Annotated in this window: 15 protein-coding genes and 2 pseudogenes; 3 read left to right on the top strand and 14 right to left on the bottom strand. The window is 50.5% G+C overall.

The genetic code is table 11. The features are described 5' to 3' along the window. On the top strand, nucleotides 1-1,469 hold a 1,469-nt coding region (locus B9L21_RS17140; RefSeq protein ID WP_143424866.1), incomplete at its 5' end, for a type I restriction enzyme endonuclease domain-containing protein. An 882-nt stretch (nucleotides 1,470-2,351) separates the two neighbouring features. Here B9L21_RS17140 and B9L21_RS17135 read toward each other — a convergent pair. Then, nucleotides 2,352-2,540 carry a hypothetical protein gene (locus tag B9L21_RS17135; RefSeq protein ID WP_047818379.1) on the bottom strand — a complete coding sequence of 63 codons (189 nt, stop codon included), beginning with the start codon at nucleotides 2,538-2,540 and terminating at the stop codon, nucleotides 2,352-2,354. A gap of 1,527 nt (nucleotides 2,541-4,067) precedes the next feature. On the opposite strand from B9L21_RS17135, the pseudogene B9L21_RS17130 reads away from it, so the two are divergent. Then, a pseudogene (locus tag B9L21_RS17130) lies at nucleotides 4,068-4,307 on the top strand (IS701 family transposase); the annotation flags it as partial. 207 nt (nucleotides 4,308-4,514) lie between these two features. Here B9L21_RS17130 and B9L21_RS17120 read toward each other — a convergent pair. The 3 genes from B9L21_RS17120 to B9L21_RS17110 form a co-directional block, all read right to left on the bottom strand. Continuing rightward, nucleotides 4,515-5,315 (bottom strand): ExeA family protein, encoded by an 801-nt coding sequence (locus B9L21_RS17120; protein ID WP_063165537.1) that lies wholly within the window; start codon nucleotides 5,313-5,315, stop codon nucleotides 4,515-4,517. Further along, entirely contained in the window at nucleotides 5,308-6,558 is a 1,251-nt protein-coding gene (locus tag B9L21_RS17115) for an IS481 family transposase (RefSeq protein WP_063165536.1), read from the bottom strand. Before B9L21_RS17115 ends, B9L21_RS17120 begins: the two co-directional genes overlap by 8 nt. 153 nt (nucleotides 6,559-6,711) lie before the next feature. Continuing rightward, a complete protein-coding gene (locus B9L21_RS17110) occupies nucleotides 6,712-7,263 on the bottom strand; it encodes a DUF6431 domain-containing protein (protein WP_063165897.1) in 552 nt (183 codons plus the stop codon). A gap of 149 nt (nucleotides 7,264-7,412) precedes the next feature. Here B9L21_RS17110 and B9L21_RS17105 point away from each other — a divergent pair. Continuing rightward, a pseudogene (locus B9L21_RS17105) lies at nucleotides 7,413-7,853 on the top strand (IS701 family transposase); the annotation flags it as partial. Nucleotides 7,854-8,201: 348 nt separating this feature from the next. Here the strand turns inward: B9L21_RS17105 and B9L21_RS18005 are convergent. The 10 genes from B9L21_RS18005 to B9L21_RS18000 form a co-directional block, all read right to left on the bottom strand. Next, entirely contained in the window at nucleotides 8,202-8,318 is a 117-nt protein-coding gene (locus tag B9L21_RS18005; protein WP_011232702.1) for a DUF3789 domain-containing protein, read from the bottom strand. 87 nt (nucleotides 8,319-8,405) lie between these two features. Continuing rightward, nucleotides 8,406-8,858 carry a VanZ family protein gene (locus B9L21_RS17100; protein WP_063164651.1) on the bottom strand — a complete coding sequence of 151 codons (453 nt, stop codon included), beginning with the start codon at nucleotides 8,856-8,858 and terminating at the stop codon, nucleotides 8,406-8,408. A 633-nt stretch (nucleotides 8,859-9,491) separates the two neighbouring features. After that, a complete protein-coding gene (locus tag B9L21_RS17090; protein WP_082816502.1) occupies nucleotides 9,492-11,042 on the bottom strand; it encodes an AbgT family transporter in 1,551 nt (516 codons plus the stop codon). 752 nt (nucleotides 11,043-11,794) lie between these two features. Beyond that, nucleotides 11,795-12,973, bottom strand: coding sequence for a M20 family metallopeptidase (locus B9L21_RS17085; RefSeq protein ID WP_063164649.1), 1,179 nt, complete (start codon nucleotides 12,971-12,973; stop codon nucleotides 11,795-11,797). Between the two features lie 33 nt (nucleotides 12,974-13,006). Continuing rightward, on the bottom strand, nucleotides 13,007-14,236 hold the full coding sequence (locus tag B9L21_RS17080) for a hydantoinase/carbamoylase family amidase (protein ID WP_063164648.1): 1,230 nt from the start codon (nucleotides 14,234-14,236) through the stop codon (nucleotides 13,007-13,009). A 156-nt stretch (nucleotides 14,237-14,392) separates the two neighbouring features. Continuing rightward, entirely contained in the window at nucleotides 14,393-15,811 is a 1,419-nt protein-coding gene (locus B9L21_RS17075) for an ArsR family transcriptional regulator (RefSeq protein ID WP_225995684.1), read from the bottom strand. Nucleotides 15,812-15,981: 170 nt separating this feature from the next. Beyond that, nucleotides 15,982-17,355 (bottom strand): UDP-glucose dehydrogenase family protein, encoded by a 1,374-nt coding sequence (locus B9L21_RS17070; RefSeq protein ID WP_063164646.1) that lies wholly within the window; start codon nucleotides 17,353-17,355, stop codon nucleotides 15,982-15,984. 240 nt (nucleotides 17,356-17,595) lie between these two features. After that, entirely contained in the window at nucleotides 17,596-18,906 is a 1,311-nt protein-coding gene (gene brnQ, locus B9L21_RS17065) for a branched-chain amino acid transport system II carrier protein (RefSeq protein ID WP_063167254.1), read from the bottom strand. A 425-nt stretch (nucleotides 18,907-19,331) separates the two neighbouring features. Continuing rightward, nucleotides 19,332-20,702 carry an N-acetylmuramoyl-L-alanine amidase gene (locus tag B9L21_RS17060; RefSeq protein WP_063167253.1) on the bottom strand — a complete coding sequence of 457 codons (1,371 nt, stop codon included), beginning with the start codon at nucleotides 20,700-20,702 and terminating at the stop codon, nucleotides 19,332-19,334. Between the two features lie 412 nt (nucleotides 20,703-21,114). After that, on the bottom strand, nucleotides 21,115-21,291 hold the full coding sequence (locus tag B9L21_RS18000; RefSeq protein ID WP_014195142.1) for a hypothetical protein: 177 nt from the start codon (nucleotides 21,289-21,291) through the stop codon (nucleotides 21,115-21,117). Nucleotides 21,292-21,302 lie beyond the last annotated feature (11 nt).

The raw sequence follows: 21,302 nt of genomic DNA, 5'->3' as shown, positions 1-21,302 counted from the left end.
TTAACCAAGTCGCCAATCCGTTTCAAAAAGCAATGATTGTCTGCATGAGCCGGCGCATTGCGGTGGATTTGTATAATTATCTGAGAGAGATTCCAGAATGCCCTCCTGTTGAAGTGATTATGACAGGAGATGTATCAAAGGATCCTAAAGAGTGGCGAGAGGTTCAGCCGGGAAGCAAATATGCGCATATTAAATCGAAAAAAGAGCAAGAAGAAGTGAAAGCCAAACTTCGTGATCCAGAAGACCCTTTGAAATTTGTCATTGTCGTCGATATGTGGCTGACAGGAATGGACGCTAAACCGCTTTCCTATCTTTATGTCGATAAGCCAATGAGGGGTCACAATCTTATGCAAGCTATTGCCCGTGTAAACCGTGTGTTTCCGGGAAAAGAAGGCGGAGTAGTCGTTGATTATATTGGAATCGCCACTTCCCTGAAAGAAGCAACTCATAAATATACGCAAAGTGGCGGCACGGGAAGTCCTACTTATGATATTTCAGAGGCCGTTAATATCTTCATGGATTATCTGAAGGCAGTAAGAGGATTTATTCCAAGTGAGATTGATGTGCAAAACTGGCGCGCAAAACCAAAGATAGAGCGCGAAGACTTCATTGCAGATCTTGTTAACATTCTTTTAAACCGAGATCCCGAGGAATATATCCAAGCAGCTGCCAAACTGGAAAAATCGTATCAGCTGGTGAAACATCAGCCGGAAGTACTTGAACTTGCAGATGAGGTCATGCTTTATTTCATGATGAAAGCGCAGCTTCGCAAACATTTACGCCCGTCAACAGGGGGATCTAAGGAAAACAAAACGTTAGAAGAGCGACTATCAGAACTGATTGACAATAGTCTATTGGCCAAAGAAACTGTTGACATTTTCCAAATAGCAGGGATTGAACGCCCAGATATCAGCATATTGGATGATGCATTCTTAGCAGATTTAACGAAAAAAGAGCATGTAGACTTGCGCTTAAAGTTGCTGAAAAAACTTTTAGAGGACCAAATCAAAGTGACATTTAGCCAAGGAAGCCCACAGTCAAAGGCGTTAAGCGAACTTCTAGAGAAAACGTTAAGGGATTACCATAATCGTGTCATTCAGGCTGCCGATGTGGTCAGGGTTATGATTAACATGCGCAAAGAAATGGAAGAAGAAATACGCAAGCGACACGATTTGGGATTGTCAGAGGAAGAAATTGAATTTTACAAAGCGATTACTGCTATGGAGCAGGAAGCGTTCTCAAACGAGTTTCTTGCTAGTTTAATCCATAAGGTGGTCAAAGCCTTAAAGAAACAATTAGCTGTAGATTGGACAAGTCCACACCGTCGGGACGTCTATGCGAAGGTTAAATTGGCTGTCAAGCAAGTACTCATCAAAGAAAAAATTACCGGCCAACAATTGCAATTTTTAACAAACAAATTCATGGAACAAGCCGAGCAGCAATACAAAGACTGGCCGATGAATGCATGACAACGAGAATAGGATCGCGCTTTTTTTGTCACGTAAATGTTTGATAGGATGAGTGTCGGACATTGCCAGCATCCTTTTTATCACTCCACTGTTTTATTCTTCACAATCGTAACAGTGGCGGAGGGGATTTTAGGGGCTGGCAAGTCTTTTTTATATAATGAAAAGCTCTGCACTTTTCGGTTGCAGAACTCTGTACTTTCATTTTGCACTAAACAACCACTCACTTAATTAAAATGGAAAAAGTTCAGATGGATTTTTATTATTCACCGTGTACTACAAAGACCGTTTATCTAACGGATATGCTGCGCTGATGGAGTTGAGGTGTTGGAGGACACTTCAACTCCTTTCTTGTCCTCTTCATAAAAAACTTTTTTATTTAACGGACACCTCATCACACGTTTTTTATTTATATCAGAGGTAATATATATTGTTTCTATTTTTTTATTGTAAAATTTTGTAATATTGAGAACGGTGCTTGCCACCGTTCGAGTGTATGTTCAATTTGTTGAAGGATACTGCAGGCATGTGTGGACCGTAAAGAAAAAAAGCAGCGTTTTGTAAAAAGTGTAGAGAATGTCCGTTTGACATGAAGCCGCTGCGGGCGTAGTAAAGCGCCGTATCAAGGGCTGCTTTACCTAAGAAGCAATCACCCCAACACTTCCGCGTTCAAGTGATATAGGAAAATTCCTATCCGCTCTCTGTCCATTTATTTTGCCGTAAACAAAAAGCCAACGGTAAGTGGATGGAGCTAGCTGGTGCAGCCACGACCAAACGAAACGGTAGAGGGAATGGAAAATCGGAATCTACAACACGTTGTTTGAATCTGCTTTGCACTGGACCTCATACTGTCAGGATTGAAAGTAAAAAAAGAAAAAAGGGGATTCACTCCCGCTCCCATTCCTTTCCGCAATCCGGACATTGCCATTTGATGACACGATCTTCTTCCCGACTGTAAATACCGATTTTTCTGGATCCATGAGTAGCGCCGTAATGATGCTGGATTTCTTTCGGGATCGGTGGTCCTTGCAAATCAGCCCCGCAAAACGGACAATATTCTTTGCTATCATCCATGCTTTGGTTGCTCCTTTCGATTGGGGTTTGGATTTATTTTAGCCGCCTTGATGTTGCCTTTGTGATAAGGATACCATAACTCTTGGGGAATCGATAAGCGGTTTTCTGGAGAAAGCCAATCAAGCCCTGTATTGGGCGAAGAAAACAGAAAGAAATATGGCCTCTTTCATATCATAGGACATGGCATGTAAAACCGATATACAAAGCCTCCAAATCTCTTTTCAAGTGATGATGTTCAACTATATCCTGAAAAAGGAAGACGGTCATGACTGAGAGTGGATGAGGCTGGCCAATGGGCAAGCCTATGTTTATGGATATTTTATGTCAGACAAAAAATAAAAGTGAGAGGGAATAGGGATAAGTCCAAATCATCGATGACGGAGGGATGGAACGGGTGACGCGGCCGCTGTTTATTATAGGGGAAATCTTCACCATAACGGATAAAATCCGCTCAACAGATCAAAAAAGTGGAGTGGATTGGTTATTTTGCAGGAAGAAGTTCGAAGTGAAGGGTTAAAAAGGGGGCAATCGAGCTGACGCTTATCGTGATTCTGACAGACGTCATTTTTTATTTCTAATCATCGTGACGAGCAATAGGTACCTATACATGATCCATTTTCAACGAATTCCTTTGCGTCTATGAATGAAAGGAGTGGGAGTTTGATGATTGTTCTGATACAGAAATAGTGACCAGCCATTGAAACACTCCGTAAAAATTTCATCCATTTGTCGATGAGTATCTTCATAAGTTTACAATGGAAACACTCTTGATAAAACGTCGGGGGCATTCAAAAATCAGGAGCGGATTTGGAGATGTGAGATCCTAATTCTCTTCTTGGAAAGGGGGATTTTGTTTATAAAAAACCGTGATTTGACGCGGTTGTGGAAAGAAAAGGGGAATGAAGTTGTTCATAGGGTTAACTGGGTAAGTTATTGTATACCCAGTTAACCTTATGAAACGATAGGTTCCATCAACACCATTTTGTCTGAATCCGCAAATACATCCCCCTGCCCCTTTGTGACCTACGGATCCATTTTTCCGTAAGCCCGACCATTGGTAAACAAGGAATCGTATTTCATCCCACATATTCTTTTCTGCAGATCAGCAGGCCCTATTCTCCCTCTTGTGTTCAACATTTGGAAATACCTTATCATTATTCGGCACGATGATTCGTCTCTTTTGTTGGTCCCAATTAGGGACCAACAAGCAGCCATGGTGCTAAACCATTCTGTTCTGAAGTGATCGACGTGGTAACGCATATAGGAAACAAAAAGGAAAAATGAGTAAAAACACAGGAGGATCAGGACAAGGAAAACCGAATGGCTACGATGAATCGATACGCACTTTCGTTACCGTTTGTTTTTTACAAGAAAAAAGTATAGAACATTGCGGTATATAAATTCCATACTGTAGATGAGCAAATTTGCTAACATAAATTTACAAACTAAACAAAAAAGGAGACATGAACCCGATTCCTTGGTTAGAATAGATGTGCTACCAACTACCCACAAGGAGGTTCATGTCTCATGAATAGATTAGCACATCATCAAGGAATCCACAAGTTTTTCATGACGCTGGGATTGGCGCTTTATTTCTCGAAGCCGGTCATCAAGCATCTCGTTCATCTTGTCGACGCCTTGACGACCAAGGGATGTTCGGGGACATTGACGGATGTCCGGTACTGGAGTTTTCATCCGAATCATCGAACCACGCTCAGCCACTTTTTCACGAAAAGCCCTTGGAACGAGGAAAAACTGCTTGAGAAGTGTAAATTAGCACATTATTTCAGAATCCCTTTTTCAAATTATTTCAGGCGGATTCCGAAATAATGTGCAAAATTTTTGCGGATTGTTCCGGATTTTGCACATTCTTTCGGAACGTTTGCACGCTCTTTCAGATGAAGATTTCCAGCGCGCCTGGTGGACCGATGGAAAAGAGAAAGCACAAAAGAGGCCGATTCGGCCCCTTTCGTGCTAATACCCCATTTCCTCTGTGGCCATGCGTACCACTTCTTCGTCAATGACGTCCTTTTTCAGCTGATGCCCGTACAGCAGGCATGTCGTAGCCAACGTGTTGATCACCCGAGGCCATCCCCGCGACTGCAGGGCAATCGCCTCTAACGCCGATGGAGTGAAGATCGGATGCTTCGCCCCGGCCTGTTTCATCCGATGCTCGATGTAGCCCGCCACCTCCTCCTTCTCGAGCGGCCCCATCCGGCATCGCATGATGATCCGCTGATCGAGAGGGCGGTGCTGATTGAGCCGCAGCTTCCCCTGTAAATGGGGCAGCCCAGCTAACATCAAGACAAAGGGGTTGGTTGAATCCATCTCAAAGTTGAACAAGATGGCGATGTCCTGTAAAAAGGCATCCTTCGCTAAATGCATCTCGTCCAATATCAACACCGGTGTGATCCGCCGTTCATGATACAACCGCTCAATGGCCTGCTGGATTTGGCGGAAGAGATCCACCTTGCGGTATTTCGGTTCTTCCCCCAACCCAAGGGCCAGCCCGCGGTAAAAATCCATCACGCCTCCGGTCGATAACGGGAAGTAGACTACGTGATACAAAGAAGGGGACAACGATTCTTTCCACGCCCGAAGGGCGAATGTCTTGCCCGCCCCCGGTTCTCCGGTCAACAGCCCGATTCCCCGGGTTCGTTTCACGTACTCCAGCGCCCGCAGCGCTTCTTGAAACGCTGCCCCTTGATACGCCTCGGACGGGGCGGTTTCTTTCGCAAACGGCTCCCGCGAAAGAGAGTAGAACGATTTATACACCGTGTTCTCCCTCCTTCGCTGGAACTGCCGCAAACGGCGACCGGTGACGCTTCACATGGGCGTTATCCTCCAAACGCACCCGAATGGCTTCCGCTACTCGTTTGCCGTCTTCGTACACATAGACGCCTCGTTCGTCATAGCGGAGCTCAATCGATTGCCCAATGAACCGAGGCGGCACTTCGTATAGCTGTTTATTCAGGGTGATCGTGCCATCGGCTTTCACCTTGCGGTGCTCCCGTTTCAGAAAAATCGCATCCAGCCAGTCGATGTCTTCGATCCACACCACTCGTTCCACTTGGGACTGAAACACCTCATGCGGCGTTTTTCCGTCCAGTGAGGCGTGTGGTTTTCGGTGATACTCTTCTTCAAGCCACTTCCCAAACCGCTCGTTCAACTCGTCAAGCGACTTTGGCGGATTCAGCTCCAACAGCGGATAAAACCGCGTCTGTACGGTGCGGAAGAACCGTTCGATTTTCCCTTTGCTTTGCGGGTCATACGGCTGGGTGTGGATGAGCGTAATCCCCATCTCGGCGCACGCATACTGCAGCACCTCGGATCGATAAATTTTCCCGTTGTCCGAGTAAATGCGTTTCGGCTTCCCGCAACGAATCACCGCTTCCTTTGTGACGACCCGCAGCCCGTCAAACTTCTCCGAAGGGAAAAACTGCGCGTACGGCACCAACCGCGAGCAGTCATCGATATAAGCGATCAGAAACGTTTTCTGGGCTTTCCCATGGACGCGAATCGTGGGTCCATGGGATAAGTCTCCTTGCCATAGCTCATTGATCTGGTCATACGCAAAACGCTTTCTCTCCGGCATCGGCAAGATTTCTTTTCCCACTAGGTTGTGTTTTTTCAACAGTCGATATATAGTAAAATATGAGAGGGTGGTAGGAATGTCCCCCTGCTTGGTGAGTTGTTCATAGAAAACGGTAACGGGCATGGTGGGATGTTCCTTCCTCAATGCTAGAATATGATCCTCATCATCGGGCGACAGACGTCTGGAGCGGCCGCGGTCCGAACGGCGCTTCGGCTTCAAGGCGTCGAAGCCCCCTTTTTTGTATCGAGCACACCAATCCAGAATCGTCTTCGTCGCAATGAGTTTGTCCCCTTGATGAGGAATCGAGTGCACTCGCCCGCCCACCTCATTCAAATACGCTTTGGGTTCCACCTGCCCATTCACCAACGGAGCGATCAGCCCGTACCGAAACAGGGCGATATCGTGTCTCATCGATTCATCCATCCGGATCTCCTCCTTGCCTCTCTGTGATTTTGGACCGTCCCGGTCCCTCTGCCCCCTATCTTACGAAACGGCTCGAGATTCGTCGAGAGGAAGGGTTTGTGGAAACATCAACAGTCCCCTTTTTTGGTTTTTAATGTAAAATTGGGAAACGGTTTAATCTGCAAACAGATGCCATCTCTCGTTGGCCCACAGGTCTTGGATGATCGAGCCCACCCCCCGTCCCTCCAAGATCTGCATCCACCAGACCGCCCGTTCGGTTCTTGCGTTCCCCACAGGGCCGATGATCCCCCATCTCCTCGCCGCCACGTGATGCAAGCGGGGGAGATTCCGGAAAAATCGTCGGACATAAAACAAAATGACCCCCTTGGTGGGAAAACCAACCTGTTTGGTCTTCGCTCCTCGTCTTGGCGTTTCGAGCCATGCTTTGACCGCTTGCCAGATGACGGATGGGGTATATTGAACATACGGGAGGAGGAACGAAGGCAGCACACTCACGGTTTTGCGGCATTCTTGGCAGCGGTACCGCGCGATCCAAAGGCGATACTCCCCCTCTGCCGTCAACGCATAGCGTTGGTAATATCCGTGACGGTGCAAGGGGCGGCGGGATAGACAGTGGGGACATTGGTTTACATCAGGAAAATCGTTCTCTTTCCCACGATCCGTATACGTTTGAATGTCAATGCCAAAGTCGTGAAACTGGATCACACTTCCTCCCCCCCTTGAAACGAATGGCAATCTTCGTCCGAAACAATTCACAAAAAAATTAGCACATTCCTTCAGAAAAGGGGAGAGGGCTTTCTGAAGAAATGTGCAAAAAAATGCTTCTTTTATTCCAAAATAAAGTGATAATTTACAAGAAGCTTCAGGAGTGGGTTCTTCGCCAGATCGAACGCCTGGCCAAACGGACGAATCAACCCCTGTTCCTTTCGATTGATGATACCATTTGCCAAAAAACGAAGCCTTCGTCACGGGCAACGCACGCCATTCAAGGGTGTGACTGGCATTTCTCTCACAGCGATCATCAATTGGTCTGGGGGCATTCGCTTGTTTGGCTGATGGTGCACACCTTCACGCAAGCGTTTCCGTTCGCCTTTCGTCTGTATGACAAGACATCGGGAAGAAGCAAAATCGACCTGGCGATCGAGATGCTTTCCTCGCTCAAGGGGAAGCGGGCTCAGCCGGTGTATGTGCTCGTGGATTCATGGTATCCGTCCCAAGCGCTCATCGAAGCCTGTCTGAAACAAGGATTCCATGTCATCGCCATGCTCAAGACGAACCGGATTCTCTACCCACGAATCACGATACCCAACCGCTTCGGCAATCAGTTGAATCTCTTCATCCGAAACAAGTTTTTGCATCAAATTCGGGAGTGTGGTATGCTTGTTCATAGAGAGCACCTCCTGGGTTTGTTTGTGTCGCTACTCACATTCTACAGGAAAGGTGCTCTTTTTTCTATACCCTTTGGATTTTATTGGATAATCAACACGCCTGTAATTTTATCCCCTTCAACTTTTCGAATCCGTTGTACTTCGTCGGTCTTTCACGGCGGTCCTCAAACAATGTGCGGCCTTTTTTGCAAGCTGACGTAAACATGATCGCACAGCATTTTCACAAAAAATCCCTTGCCTGCCGCAAGGGACTTCTCACTTTTCCCTCCACCGTTCGCTTGCTTCATCCGCCCGTTTCGCCACCGCCATCATGCTCATGATAACAAGCATCACGAATGAACCGACAAACATTCCCGCGATAAACGCGACCATGGCCCTCTCTCCCTTCTCTCGCAAACTCGTTATTGGCCATTCTTTCCGTTTGCATTTAGGCCTATACGTTGAGAGAGCTCTGTTCTATTATACGCCGCGTTTGACCGCCCGATGCTTTGTCCTTAACCAATGGCGGCAAACAAAGACGATCAAAAGCGCGAGGAGCGCCCCACATGAATCAATCGCCACATCTTTTGGCGTCGCCGTCCGCCCCGGCTCAAACGACTGGTGCCACTCATCGGTTGCCGCATACACGGTCGCAAACAGCCAAGCGCCCGCATACGCAAACCGCTTGGGCGACAGCGCCCGCCATACAAGCGCGGCCAAAATGCCAAATTCGGTCAAATGCGCCGCTTTGCGGATCAAAAAATTCAAAAATGACGACCCCTCTTCATCCCCACTGCCAAACGGCAAGTACGATAAAATCACCTGCAGCACATGCGCCGTATTCGCCCCAGTAAACCAGGAAGACTCGCTGAAGCTGTAAATGACGAGGCACCAGAGAATGACGGGGACCCAGCGGGAAAGGAAATCTCTCATCGTTCCACCTGCCAACAACCTTTTTCCCAACAAAACAAGGTACCTACACAACAAACGAAAGTAGACACCTTGTTCGCTGAACTCTTTATCATCATAACAGGGATGGTGATATTTTTCCATTTTCTTTTTTGAAAGTTGCTTCATCATTGCTTGAAAATCGTTCGCTCACAGGCTGGAAAGAAGACTTCTTTTCTCCGTTCCCCTTTGTTTATCTTTTTCGTTATCCCCTCGGACCAGTTACCACACCACATGTGGAACACTCCCCCATCTGCGCCTGCGCTTTGAGATGGTGATATTTCTGGGAACACCCGCCCTACGGCAAGCTGTCCACCAGGCTATCCACGTGCGATCCAAAGTTCAAATCCCTTCCAAACAAAAACAGTTTGCACACTATATCGAGTCCAAAAACCCCCATTTCGTCACGGTGCATAAAAAATGCCAAACCCCTCCTAAAGAGGGCTATTTGGCAGCTAACTAAATCTTCTTTCTTTTTCATCGTGTACGGACACAACAGTTTTGACACAAAACTTTGACAAGCTGTGAAGGAAACACCTATTTTCTTGCTGCAGGTTTCTTTCATTCCATTCCTCTACATGCTCCCTGTTTACGAAGACGAACTCTTTTTCACAGCGCTTAAGACGGAAGGAAAATCGGCCCATTCGGCCCTAACGGCCAACCCAGGAAAAACCAAACCACCAAAATCGCAATCCAAGCCAGGGCAAAGAAAATCGTATATGGCAACAACGAAGCCATTAACGTCCCCATCCCTACTCTCGGATTATACATTTTGGCAAACGACAATAAAATTGCAAAGTAAGGAAGCATTGGAGTGATCGGATTTGTGATGGAATCACCGATTCGGTAGGCTATCTGCGTAAAAGCTGGGTCATATCCTAACACCATAAACATAGGTACAAAGACCGGTGCTAAAATCGCCCACTTAGCTGAAGAACTGGCCACTAACAAGTTAATCAAGGCAGCGATGATCACAAATCCCACCACTAGACCGATGCCTGTCAACCCGATCGACTGGAGAAACTCCGCCCCTTTAATAGCAATAATAGGACCTAAATTGCTCCAGTTGAAATATGCAATCATCTGAGCGGCGACAAACGCCAGAAGAATATAAGGACCCATTGTCGCTAGAGCATCCCCGATCATTTTTGCCACATCTTTATCCGAACGAACTGTTTTGGCCCCCATTCCATAAAACAAGGCTGGAATTAGGAACAAAAACATAATAATCGGAACGAGTCCATTCATCAAGGGAGAGCCGCTTACCAAAGATCCTGTTTCTGGATTTCGTAAAATCGCATCACTGGGGAGGGCGAGCACCAGCAAAATCGCAATGTAAACAAGAGCAGACCAACCTGCCCAACGCAATCCTTTCTTTTCATCATCCGTTAACGGATCCATCTTTTGAACATCGCCTTCGTATTTTCCTAAACGAGGAATTGTGATTTTGTTCGTGACAACAGTGGCTACAATGACAAGTACAACAAATGAAGCCGCAAGAAAGTACCAGTTCATTGCTGGATTCGCTTTATAACTAGGATCCATCACTTGAGCGCCTACTTCTGTAAAACCAGCGACTAAAACATCCAGCATGTTGACAATCAAGTTAGCCGCAAACCCGCCGGCTATTGAGGCATAAGCCATAATCAAACCCGCCAATGGGTTGAACCCTATCCCCATCAGTAATAAGGCCGCAATAGGAGGCAAAACGACAAAAGCGGCATCCCCTGCCATATTCCCTAACATGCCAATGAAAATGACCGTCGGAATCACGTATCTCGGAGGAGTACTGGCCAACGCCCGCCTCATCAGAGCTTGAATAAGCCCGGTCGCTTCAGCCAGCCCCACACCAATCATGACGACCAATACAAGTCCTAAAGGAGGAAATTGAGCAAAGTTCGTCACCATGCCTGTTAAAATTTTGACCAATCCCTCACTCGACAACAAGTTGACCGCCTGAATCGTTTCATTCGTTGATGGGTTGACAGCAGAAAGACCGGCTGCCGCCGCAATAGCAGAAGCAATAAGAATCGCGATCGACAAAACAACAAACAAAGTCACAGGATCCGGAAGTCGGTTTCCGTATTTTTCAATTATATTAAGCATCCGGCTAAAAAACCCGCGCGGCGGCGTTTCAGGAGTAGGAATATTCACATTCGGCGCAGCCATTTCACATTCTCCTTTCCATTCATATCAGCAATGATTGAAATCGGCAACGGACGATAAACGAAAAAATGAACCGCAAAATCGATCGTCCGTCATTCCCCTCTCTGTGCTTTTCTCGCCATAACAGCATAGAAGAAAGGCAATAAAAGGCGAGTACGAACGTCTATTGGTTGGTCGCCCATTTGTTCTGGTTATATTCACTGAATTATCAATCTATTTTATTGTCAGCCGTTCTCCAAAAGAGAGAAACCGATAGCGTTCGTTACGCTCCTTTCTCTCGTACAGAACCTTCCTTTCCGGTCATAATCATACCGTATGCTTGATAGACCGAGCACCCGATGGCGTCGAGTCGCTTTCGCATCATCTCGAACTTGTCGGTCGAGTGCTCGGTGCACATAGTTTTTTATCCCACCAGTTAGTTCATACCGGGCGTTCTATAGGACTGGTGATTTAGTGAAAAATTGCGGAAAACAGAGCCTCTTCTCAAATTGAGAAATCCTGTAAAATCAACTTTTCTCTTTCAGCCGAAAGCAACGGGCTCGGCGAAACCAGCTGTTTTTCACCGGCCTTCTATAGATATATTGGCAAACAAAACGCACGCCCCATTCAAACAAATGCACTCCGACGCGGTGCCGCTAGTAAATATGCACGCTCCATTCAAGCTCCACACTCATTCGATCTACTGTGCCTCATCTCCTTATACAACAAGCATGAAGACGAAAGCGCGCCCATACCAGCATTGCTCTTCTCCATGTTCAGCTTGCCAACAGTTTCAACGTCGCGGCGACAAACATTTGCACGCCGATCTCAAGCGCGTCTTCGTCAATCGTAAAGCGCGGGTGGTGGTGCGGGTACACGATGCCTTTTTCTACATTGCCCGCGCCCACGTAGAAAAAGCTGCCGGGCGCTTTTTGCAAAAAGGCGGAGAAATCTTCGCCGCCCATGTTCGGTTTCAAGCGGGCCACTGCCTCTTCGCCGAACAGCTCGCGCGCCGTTTCTTCGATGACGTGGGTCACTTCATCGTAGTTAATGACCGGGCGGTATCCGTAGTCAAATTGAAACTCATACGAGGCGCCGTGCGCTTCGGTGATCCCTTTGACAATGCGCTCCATCCATTGCGGGACCGTCTGGCGCAGCTCGGCGTCGAACGTGCGCACTGTCCCTTGAATTTCGACTTCCCCTGGCAGGACATTATGGGCCGTACCCGCCACAAATTGTGTCACGGACAGAACAAGCGGCTCGAGCGGGTCGACATAGCGCGAGACGATGTGCTGCAAGTTCGTCACCACTTGCGCCCCGATGGCGATGGCATCGATCGTTTGATGCGGCATCGCCCCATGGCCGCCTTTGCCGATGATGCGGATGAAAAAGCGGTCCGGTGCGGCCATCATCGGCCCATACACAATGCCGATTTTTCCGCGCTCAAGCGGCGACCAAAGGTGGGTGCCGATGACGACGTCCACCCCGTCCATGACGCCAGCTTGCACCATCTCTTCCGCTCCGCCGGGGAACAGTTCTTCCGCGTGTTGGAACAAAAAGCGAATCTCACCATGAATGTGATCACGAAGCTGGGCAAAAATTTTCGCCGTCCCCAACAGCATCGCCGTATGGCCGTCATGCCCGCACGCATGCATGACGCCTGGGTTTTTGGAAGCAAACTTAAATGTGTTTTCTTCTTGAATCGGCAACGCGTCCATATCGGCGCGAATGGCGACGACCCGGCCTGGCTTTGGGCCGACAAGGCGCGCCATCACGCTCGTTTTCGTCGGCCGCGAAAGCTCAAGGTGGCCGAACGATTGCAGCGTCTCGTACACAAACTGCGCCGTTTTCTCTTCCTGGAACGACAATTCGGGATGGGCGTGCAAGTGGCGGCGCCAGGCGATGACCTCCTGTTTCACTTCATCGACGAGCCGTTTGATTTCTTCCTTTGTCATCCATAGTCTCCCCCTGTTCGTTTGTCTTTTTCGTTATTCCCGTTGGGCCAGTTGCCACACCGTATGATAAAGCACCTCTGCACCAGCAGCGCAGTCTTCTTTAGTGCTCCATTCCGCCGGACTATGGCTCACCCCATCTTGGGAGCGGACAAAGATCATGCCGATCGGGCAAATCGAAGCCAACTGTACGCCGTCATGGCCTGCACCGCTCGGCAGCCAAAACGGCAAATAGCCAAGCTTTCGGCACGCCGCCTCCGCCGCGCGCTTCACCTCATCGGAACATAGCACCGGCGGCATCTCTTGCAGACGCTCGGTTGTGAGGCGAACGTTCCGCTCCTTGGCGATCGTCTCTGCCCGCGCGGCTATGGCATTCCATACTTGATCGCGCACATCAGCCTTCAAGTCACGCAAATCGAGCACAAATTCGACCCGTTCCGGAATGACATTAATACCGCCCGGATAGACATGCAACTGTCCTACAGTACCGACCGTTGTTCCTGTTCGTCTTGCTTCCTCTTCAATGATCGCAATAATTTGCGCGGCGGCGGCCATCGGGTCGCGCCGCAATGACATCGGCGTGGCGCCGGCATGTTCTGCCTTTCCTTCGATGGTAAATTTCACCCAAATCAGACCGGCGATGCCAGTGACGAGGCCAACTGGAAGACCAGCCTCCTCCAGCACCCGTCCTTGTTCGATGTGCAGTTCGACATAAGCTTTCACCGTTCCTGGCTTTCGCGCTGCCTGCGGCAAGCGGTCCGGGTCAAGCCCCGCCTGTTTCATCGCTTCAGCGAGGGAAATCCCTTCCGCGTCGCGGCGCTCGAGCGCTTCCTGCGGCAGCATCCCGGCCATCGCGCGGCTGCCGATCGTGCCGAAACGAAAGCGCGCTCCTTCTTCGTCCGTAAATGCCACGACTTCAATTGGATGGTGCGTCACAACCCCGTGCTCGTTCATCGCCTGAACGACTTCCACGCCGGCCAACACCCCGAGCGGTCCATCAAAGCAACCGCCGTTGTAAACCGAATCGAGATGAGATCCAACAAGGACGACCGGGGCATCCGGATTCGCTCCTTCTTTCCGTCCGATCAAGTTGCCAGCCGCATCTTCATATACAGAGAGCCCCGCTTCGCGCATGTAGGAAGCGACGAAATCTTTGGCCCTCCGCTCTTCAGCAGTGAACGAGAGGCGCGTGACGCCGCCGCTTGGTTTCTTGCCGACCTCCCCTAGTTCCATGAGCCGCTGCCAAAGACGTTCCCCTTGAATCAAGCTATCCTCCCCTCACCTTAATTACGGATAATTTTCGGATATGTCCTTAATTATAACGGAAACAGAGTTAATTTTCAAATAATACAAATAATAAAAACACCTTCAAGACAACAAAAAACTTCTGCCTGACGCTAAAGGCAGAAGCTGATCGAGCAATTATAAGAAAATGCGGTATACTTTGCGCGGACGCCCGCGCGGATACGGGTTGGTCTCCCCGGCCACTTCGGCAAGGCCCACAGTCTCCAATTGGTTTAAAATCCGGCGGGCGCTGCGCGGCACAATCCGCATGTAAGAAGCCAACTCATGCGCTTCGATCTCGTTGGTTCCGCGTTTTTGCAATATGGCTTTCAATTTGCAGAGCGTCGCGGCGCTTAATCCCGTCCGCTCCGCCAGCTGCCGCAGTTCTCCGCCGCCGAGCGAATAGCGGAGGTGCACACTTTTTCCTAACGGACCCGAGATCGTTCCGTCATCAAACACCACCATCCACGCACCCCGCCCGCTTTGTTTCGCATGCAAAAACGCCTTCCCAGCCTGAATTTCGGCCTCATACGCCGTTCGGCCGATGCCGATTCCGCACGCGATGACCTCGCCGTCAAGGAGCCCCGTCTCCTCCGCCGAGGGGACCGTTTTATAGCCTTCGGTGATCTCTTTTAATGCACCTCTTGTCGTAAAAATGACATAGCGGCCCGGTCCGGCGCTTTTGAGCGACCCTTGGACTTTTTTTGCATACCGTAGCAATTTTTCTGTTGTCTTCATCTCCAGACGATATATGTCATCGGTCGAAAATGTCTCTGGGGAGGCCGCCTGCATCGCATCGACTTCAATCATTTGCACGGCGATTTGCGCATCTTGCGCCTGCAGCATCTGTCCGGTGCGAATGATTGTTTGGATGACCGCTTCCACCGCCGAGCGGGCAGGCAATACCCGATACACCGGCATCCCGAGTTTCTCCAGTTCAAGATGGGCTGTCCGCAAACAGGTGACCGCTGCTTCCGTTTTCCCTTGTTTCCAAAGGGTGTAATGATAGTCGGACAGTTCCTGGGCCGAAATGCCTCCCTCGTAATGCTTGACGTATGGAATCGGCTCTTCGATACCCGCCTCTTCCAGCAGCCGTTCGATTTCGCGACGCTCGTACGTGTCAAAACTAAGTCGGCTGACCGGAATCTGCGCAGTATAGTGCGCCTGCAGCAGTGTGCGGTACAAGCTGGCACCAATATGTGGCACATAAAACAGCGGCGCATCGACCTCACCGGACTGCTTCACGATCGAATACGGCACTTGTCCGGAGAACAGCCACATATCAACTTCTGACGCGAGCGGGCGGATCAAATCGATCACTTCACTTTCATCCCAATACACAACGGGAACGCAAACAAGCTCTTTGTACTCTTGCGCCACCGCCTGAATCATGGACAGCGAATCGTCCGCACCAAACAGACCTAAGCGAATGCGGATGATACATCCCTCCTTTTGCCGCCTGCTCATAGCGGCGGGAAAAGACGGCTTCTTCAGCCGCTCTCTTCCCCGCCTGTCTCCGCTTTCAAAGTGGCGGACTGCGACCCCACGTTTTTCCATAAAGCCACCACTGGAAACCTAACCTTCTCTTTCTTTGAAACGACGATTGATGCCCCCGCGCCCGCCGGCATGTCTACTATCCCACTTCCATCGAACGGACAGGCCGCCTTATTCCCTTTTTTACAAAAAAGCCGTCGTGGCGATGCGAACGGGACAATTAAGCGGCATCCCTATTCGCATTGTTTGCGGAAAAAGGCAGCTGAGGCGCACTGGAGAACGTCAACAGCCCGATCCACTTTCAGCTGCCTATGCCCCACCGGCCGCCCAATCGACTCGTAGATTAAGCCGGCGGCTTCGGCCGCCTTCGGGTCGTAGCAATTCCGTCCATCCACCACAAGCGGTGTTTTCATCAGCGTCTTGTAGCAGTGAAGGTCAAATTGCAACACAGCCGGCCATTCGGTGAAAATGAAACAAACATCCGCGCCGCGAATGGCTTCCTCGATCGTCTCGCAACAAACAACCGCATCGCCAAAACGGCGCGAGACATGACCGAGGGCGGCCGGGTCCCAGACGCGCACGACTGCTCCTTCGGAAATGAGCCGCTCGATGTTCGCCAAGGCAGGAGACTCGCGCACATCATCGGTGCCCGGCTTGAATGCGGCGCCAAGCACGGCGACCGTCCGGTTGCGGAAATCCCCAATGTGCAGACGCGCTTTGTCAAGAAGTTTCCATTTTTGTTTCTCATTGACGTCGATCGCCGCCCATACCGTTTTGAGCGAATAGCCGTGGGAAGCCGCCAAGGAATAGAGGGCATTTGCATCTTTCGGCAGGCATGAGCCTCCATACCCGACGCCGGCGCGCAAAAAGCGGCGGCCGATGCGCGGATCCATGCCGATTCCTTCCGCCACCGCCTGAATATCAGCGCCTACCAACTCGCATACATTGGCGATCTCGTTGATGTACGAAATTTTCAACGCCAAAAACACATTGGCCGCATACTTGATCATCTCAGCGCTTCTCCGGTCCGTCACGACGTACGGGAGGGCAAACGGGGCGTACAGCTCCTTCATCACCCGTTCAGCCCGGTCCGAATCCACTCCCAATACAATGCGCGGCGCCTGCAGTGTATCGCGCACTGCCGTTCCTTGCGACAAAAACTCCGGGTTGGATACGACGTCGAATTTCACCTCCGGCCGTCCGTTTTCCGCCAAAAAACGGGCGGCTTCATCGCCAGTGCCGACGGGCACGGTCGACTTGATAACGACAAGGCAATCGCGTTCGGCCGCCCCGGCGATGCGTCGCAATGCGCCCCATACATCATCAAGCCGCACAGACCCGTCCGGCTGCGGCGGCGTGCCGACGGCGATCATGATCACTTCCGCCCGTTGATACGCTTCCACATCGTTGGTCGTAAAGCGAAGGCGAACGCCGTTTCGCTGAATAAGCGAGTCAAGCCCCGGCTCATAAATCGGGACGATCCCTTCATTTAATAGGCGAATTTTCTCTTCGTTCACATCGACGCATGTCACATCATGCCCTTTATCGGCCAGACAAGCCGCGGTCACAAGTCCAACATATCCCGTTCCCGCAATCGCTATCTTCACGATTCCTCACACCTTTTCATCCATTGCGGCGATCGTCGCTTGTCCTCATTATATCGAATCGCCTGCCGGTTTTCACGGGTTCCGCCCCGTTGCTCGAACAAAAAACTATTTTCCACACAAAAAAGAGAATGCCCCAAAAGCAACGAGGCATCCTCCCTTCTTCCATATATATACATCAGACGGATTTTATATTCATATTATTCCCCCGACCGGGCGTACATGACCTTTTGAGTCAGCCCTTTACGCCGCATGTTTCCGTTTCGTTGCGGACGGCCGATCGATCATCAAGCCAAGCGCAGCGCCAATCAGCGCAGGGACAACCCAGCCGAGCCCGACTGAAAACAGCGGCGCCCATGAGAGGAGCGGTTCTAACCATGCCGTCTCCAGCCCGATCGTTTTCAAACCGTCATACAGGCTGAACATGCCGGTAAAGAGCAACGCCATCCCGTACACTTTCGCCGAACCACGGTAAAAGCGGCGGAAAAACGACAGGGCGACGAGCACGATCGCCAATGGATACAGCATCGTCAACACTGGAACGGAAACAGCGATCAACGCATTTAAGCCGAGGTTTGACATCAAAAAGCTAAATAAGGTTAATACAATGACATACGTTCGGTACGAAACAGTCGGGGTGAGCTCTTGAAAGTATTGCGCACAAGCAGCGACTAGACCAACCGCCGTTGTTAAGCAGGCAAGCGCCACGATCACGCCCAACAGCAACTTCCCTCCGCTGCCAAACAGCAGCGATGACACGTATGACAATAGCTCGGCTCCGTTGGCAAAGGAACCGGCACCCGCCATTCTAGAGCCAATGATGGCAATGCCGCCATAAACGAGCGCGAGACCCAATCCGGCGATCAACCCGGCTTGCATCGTCGCTTTTGCCTGCAACGCCGGCCGGTCCACCCCGCGGTCACGAAGCGCATGAATGACGACGATGCCAAAGGCAAGGGCCGCGATCGTATCCATCGTTAAATACCCTTCGAGCATCCCTTTCACAAACGGCGCCGAGGCGTACTTCTCAGCCGGCATCGCCTGCGGGTCGTCAAGCCGGATTAAACCGGCAAGGCAAAGCACGGCAATCGAAAGCAGCAACACCGGCGTCAACAGCTGACCGATTCGATCCACAAGCTTCGACGGGTTTAAGCTGAGCCAGTACACAAGGGCGAAAAAGAGGCCGGTAAACAGCCACATCACCAAAGATCCGCTCTCAGGGAAAAACGGCTTCGCTCCGATTTCATAGGCGACGCTAGCCGCGCGCGGGATGCCGAAAAACGGGCCGATCGCCAAATACACCGCGAGTGAAAAGCAAAGGCTGAACAGCGGATGAACGGCGTTGCCGAGCGAACGGATGCCGTCTTTTGCGAACGCCACCGCCGCGACTGACAACAGCGGCAGCCCAACACCGGTGACGATAAATCCAAGAACCGCCGGCCATACGGCCGTTCCTGCTTCCATCCCTAAATACGGAGGGAAAATCAAGTTCCCCGCGCCAAAAAAGAGAGAAAATAGCATCAATCCTGTAAACAACACATCTCTCGTCTTCATTGTATCCCCCATTTCTATTCCATCAAAAATGAATTGAATATTCTGATATATAACAAAACAATAGTACTAATTAGAATAACAGGCGATTATTATTATCCTAATCCTTTATAAATATTATACTTTTTTAACTATTTTGTCAACCAACTTCCGCCCTTTCGCTCCCTGCAGCCCTCAGGCAAACGCCCTGAAAAGCGAATGATCCTCTGCCGTCAGCCAGCGGTTATCCAAACAAGACGAAACAACAAAAAGCGCCCCGAAAATCGGGGACGCTTTTTGTCATGCCGCAGCAAATCCGTTGTCCACTTTTTTAGAAGGCTGGTGAAAAACAGCGATCACCCCTAGCTGACGTCGGATGACGTGAAACGAGAAGCTGATGCCAACAGGTTCTCAATTTGAGAAACAAGGTGGTGAAGCAACCTGCTCCTTTAATCACCGGTCTTTTCCAAAAGGCCGTGCGATTGAACATAATGACGTACGGCATTCACGATGGCCGTCGTCACTGCTTCTTGATAACCGTTTGTCGCCACGACTGCAGCGTCCGACCGATTGCTTAAATAGCCGAGCTCAAGCAACACGGACGGCCGCTCGTTTTCCCGCAACACGTAATAGTCGCCAAAGGCGAGGCCGCGAAACGGCAAGATAGAGAGCTGTGAGAACGGCCCTTCGAATGATTGCGCCAAGCCGTAATCAGCAAACCGGTCGTAGTAGTAAACGGTGACACCGGAAGCGTCCCGGTCCGCCGCGCTGTCGTAGTGCAAGCTAATAAACGCATCGGCCTGGTACAAGCGGGCGGCGGCAACGCGCGCCGACAGCGGCACATAATCATCACCAGCGCGCGTCAATACAACACGCGCTCCATATGTTTCGAACTTTTCTTTCAGCCGCTTAGCCGTTTCCATCGTCAACGTTTTTTCTGTTACGCCATTGATGCTTTGCGCCCCGCCGTCTTTGCCGCCATGGCCGGCGTCAAGCACGATCGTTTTTCCGGCGAGCGCCTGAATGGGTCCGCGCGTCCAGCTGTCTACATAAAGGCGGGAGTCGCTAGGCGCGATGGCTGAAGGCAGCGAGCGGCCAGCCGACTGGGGCACTTCCGCTTCCTTTTCATTAGCTTGTCCACCCTTTACCTGCACATATGCGGATGACACCCACCCATCAAGCCCTGTTTGGGAGGCAATTTTGTACCATCCCGGTTTCTTTTCCACAATCTCGACCTCTTCGCCCCGGACAAGGCGGCCGACGCGCGCTGCCTTCAATGACGGCTCAGCCCGCACGTTGAGCGAACTGGCGTTGACGATTCCGGTTTGATGCGAAATCGATGACTCCCGAGCTGCAGTGAGGTATGCTGAAGACACCCAGCCGATCGCACCGTCTGCGATCACTTCCGTCCATTCCCCATCTTCCTTGATGATCCATACCGTTTCTCCCCGCGCCAAATGCCCGATAATTCGCCCATCTCTGCTCGGCTCTTGTCGAAGGCGGAGTCGGTTTTCTTGCACGATGGCCGTCTCTTTTGCCAACGTGACGTACCGCGCGGCGATCCACCCGGTTCGATTCGGTTTCCACTCGATGTTCACCCATCCATCCTTGACCTCGATCAGCCGATACGCCTCGCCACGGTGAACGTTCGCCAATGGACGGTACGGCACCCCCGGTCCTTGGCGGACGTTCACCTGATCCGCCGTCACCACCGCCAACTGAGCGGTTTTCCCACTCTCCCCTTTCGCCCCCACCGGCCAAGCAGCCGCAGCCAGCCATAGCAAACAAAACAACAGGGCGAGCCATATTCCTCGCCTCATGCGCATTCCCTCCCCCGTTGTCTCCAATTTGTCTACTATATCGTTCGCGCACAACGGGGAATTTCCTGTCTGTCACTTGGGAAAACCGCTCGACAAAACTAGCGGGGCGGCATCCATCAACCGACAATAGCTCTCCTTTTTCTGCATGATGCCTCTTCACACGACAACGGCAGCCACAACGCGCAACCCAGTCGAACCATCCAGCTACGGCCGACATACCACCATCGCTTCTCTAACCGATGTCCGAATGGATAAGCCGTCCCCATGAAGAAACACGCAGAAGCGCCAAAAGCGCTCCGTGCTCCAACGGGAGACGGTGTCCTTTGTCGCGCTGGAACCATTCAATGACGCGCATTCCATTGGGAAAACGGTGAATGAACAAGCACCAAAGTGTTTCAAAAAATCCAAAATATTATAAATACTTCATACCCTCTATTTTTTGGTAAAACGTCCGTCTCGCCACTGCTTGTTCGTTGTAAGACAGCGATTCATCCAAAAATCGCTGCACCATTTGCGACAGCTCATATTTTTGGCCAAAAAAGCGGCGCTGGCGCACCCGTTTGATTTCATGATTCTGCTGTTTGTTCATGCAGCACTTCT

This window comes from Geobacillus uzenensis, assembly GCF_002217665.1.
GTDB lineage: Bacteria > Bacillota > Bacilli > Bacillales > Anoxybacillaceae > Geobacillus > Geobacillus subterraneus.
This window is presented reverse-complemented; position numbering and strand designations above follow the sequence as displayed.

Excerpts from the sequence above, each read along its gene's own strand:
- B9L21_RS17135 (WP_047818379.1), bottom strand. The coding sequence starts at position 2,540 with ATGGATGATAGCAAAGAATATTGTCCGTTTTGCGGGGCTGATTTGCAA.
- B9L21_RS17115 (WP_063165536.1), bottom strand. The coding sequence starts at position 6,558 with ATGGATGAATCGATGAGACACGATATCGCCCTGTTTCGGTACGGGCTG.
- B9L21_RS18005 (WP_011232702.1), bottom strand. The coding sequence starts at position 8,318 with ATGGTCGCGTTTATCGCGGGAATGTTTGTCGGTTCATTCGTGATGCTT.
- B9L21_RS17100 (WP_063164651.1), bottom strand. The coding sequence starts at position 8,858 with ATGAGAGATTTCCTTTCCCGCTGGGTCCCCGTCATTCTCTGGTGCCTC.
- B9L21_RS17090 (WP_082816502.1), bottom strand. The coding sequence starts at position 11,042 with ATGGCTGCGCCGAATGTGAATATTCCTACTCCTGAAACGCCGCCGCGC.
- B9L21_RS17085 (WP_063164649.1), bottom strand. The coding sequence starts at position 12,973 with ATGACAAAGGAAGAAATCAAACGGCTCGTCGATGAAGTGAAACAGGAG.
- B9L21_RS17075 (WP_225995684.1), bottom strand. The coding sequence starts at position 15,811 with ATGGAAAAACGTGGGGTCGCAGTCCGCCACTTTGAAAGCGGAGACAGG.
- brnQ (WP_063167254.1), bottom strand. The coding sequence starts at position 18,906 with ATGAAGACGAGAGATGTGTTGTTTACAGGATTGATGCTATTTTCTCTC.
- B9L21_RS17060 (WP_063167253.1), bottom strand. The coding sequence starts at position 20,702 with ATGAGGCGAGGAATATGGCTCGCCCTGTTGTTTTGTTTGCTATGGCTG.
- B9L21_RS18000 (WP_014195142.1), bottom strand. The coding sequence starts at position 21,291 with ATGAACAAACAGCAGAATCATGAAATCAAACGGGTGCGCCAGCGCCGC.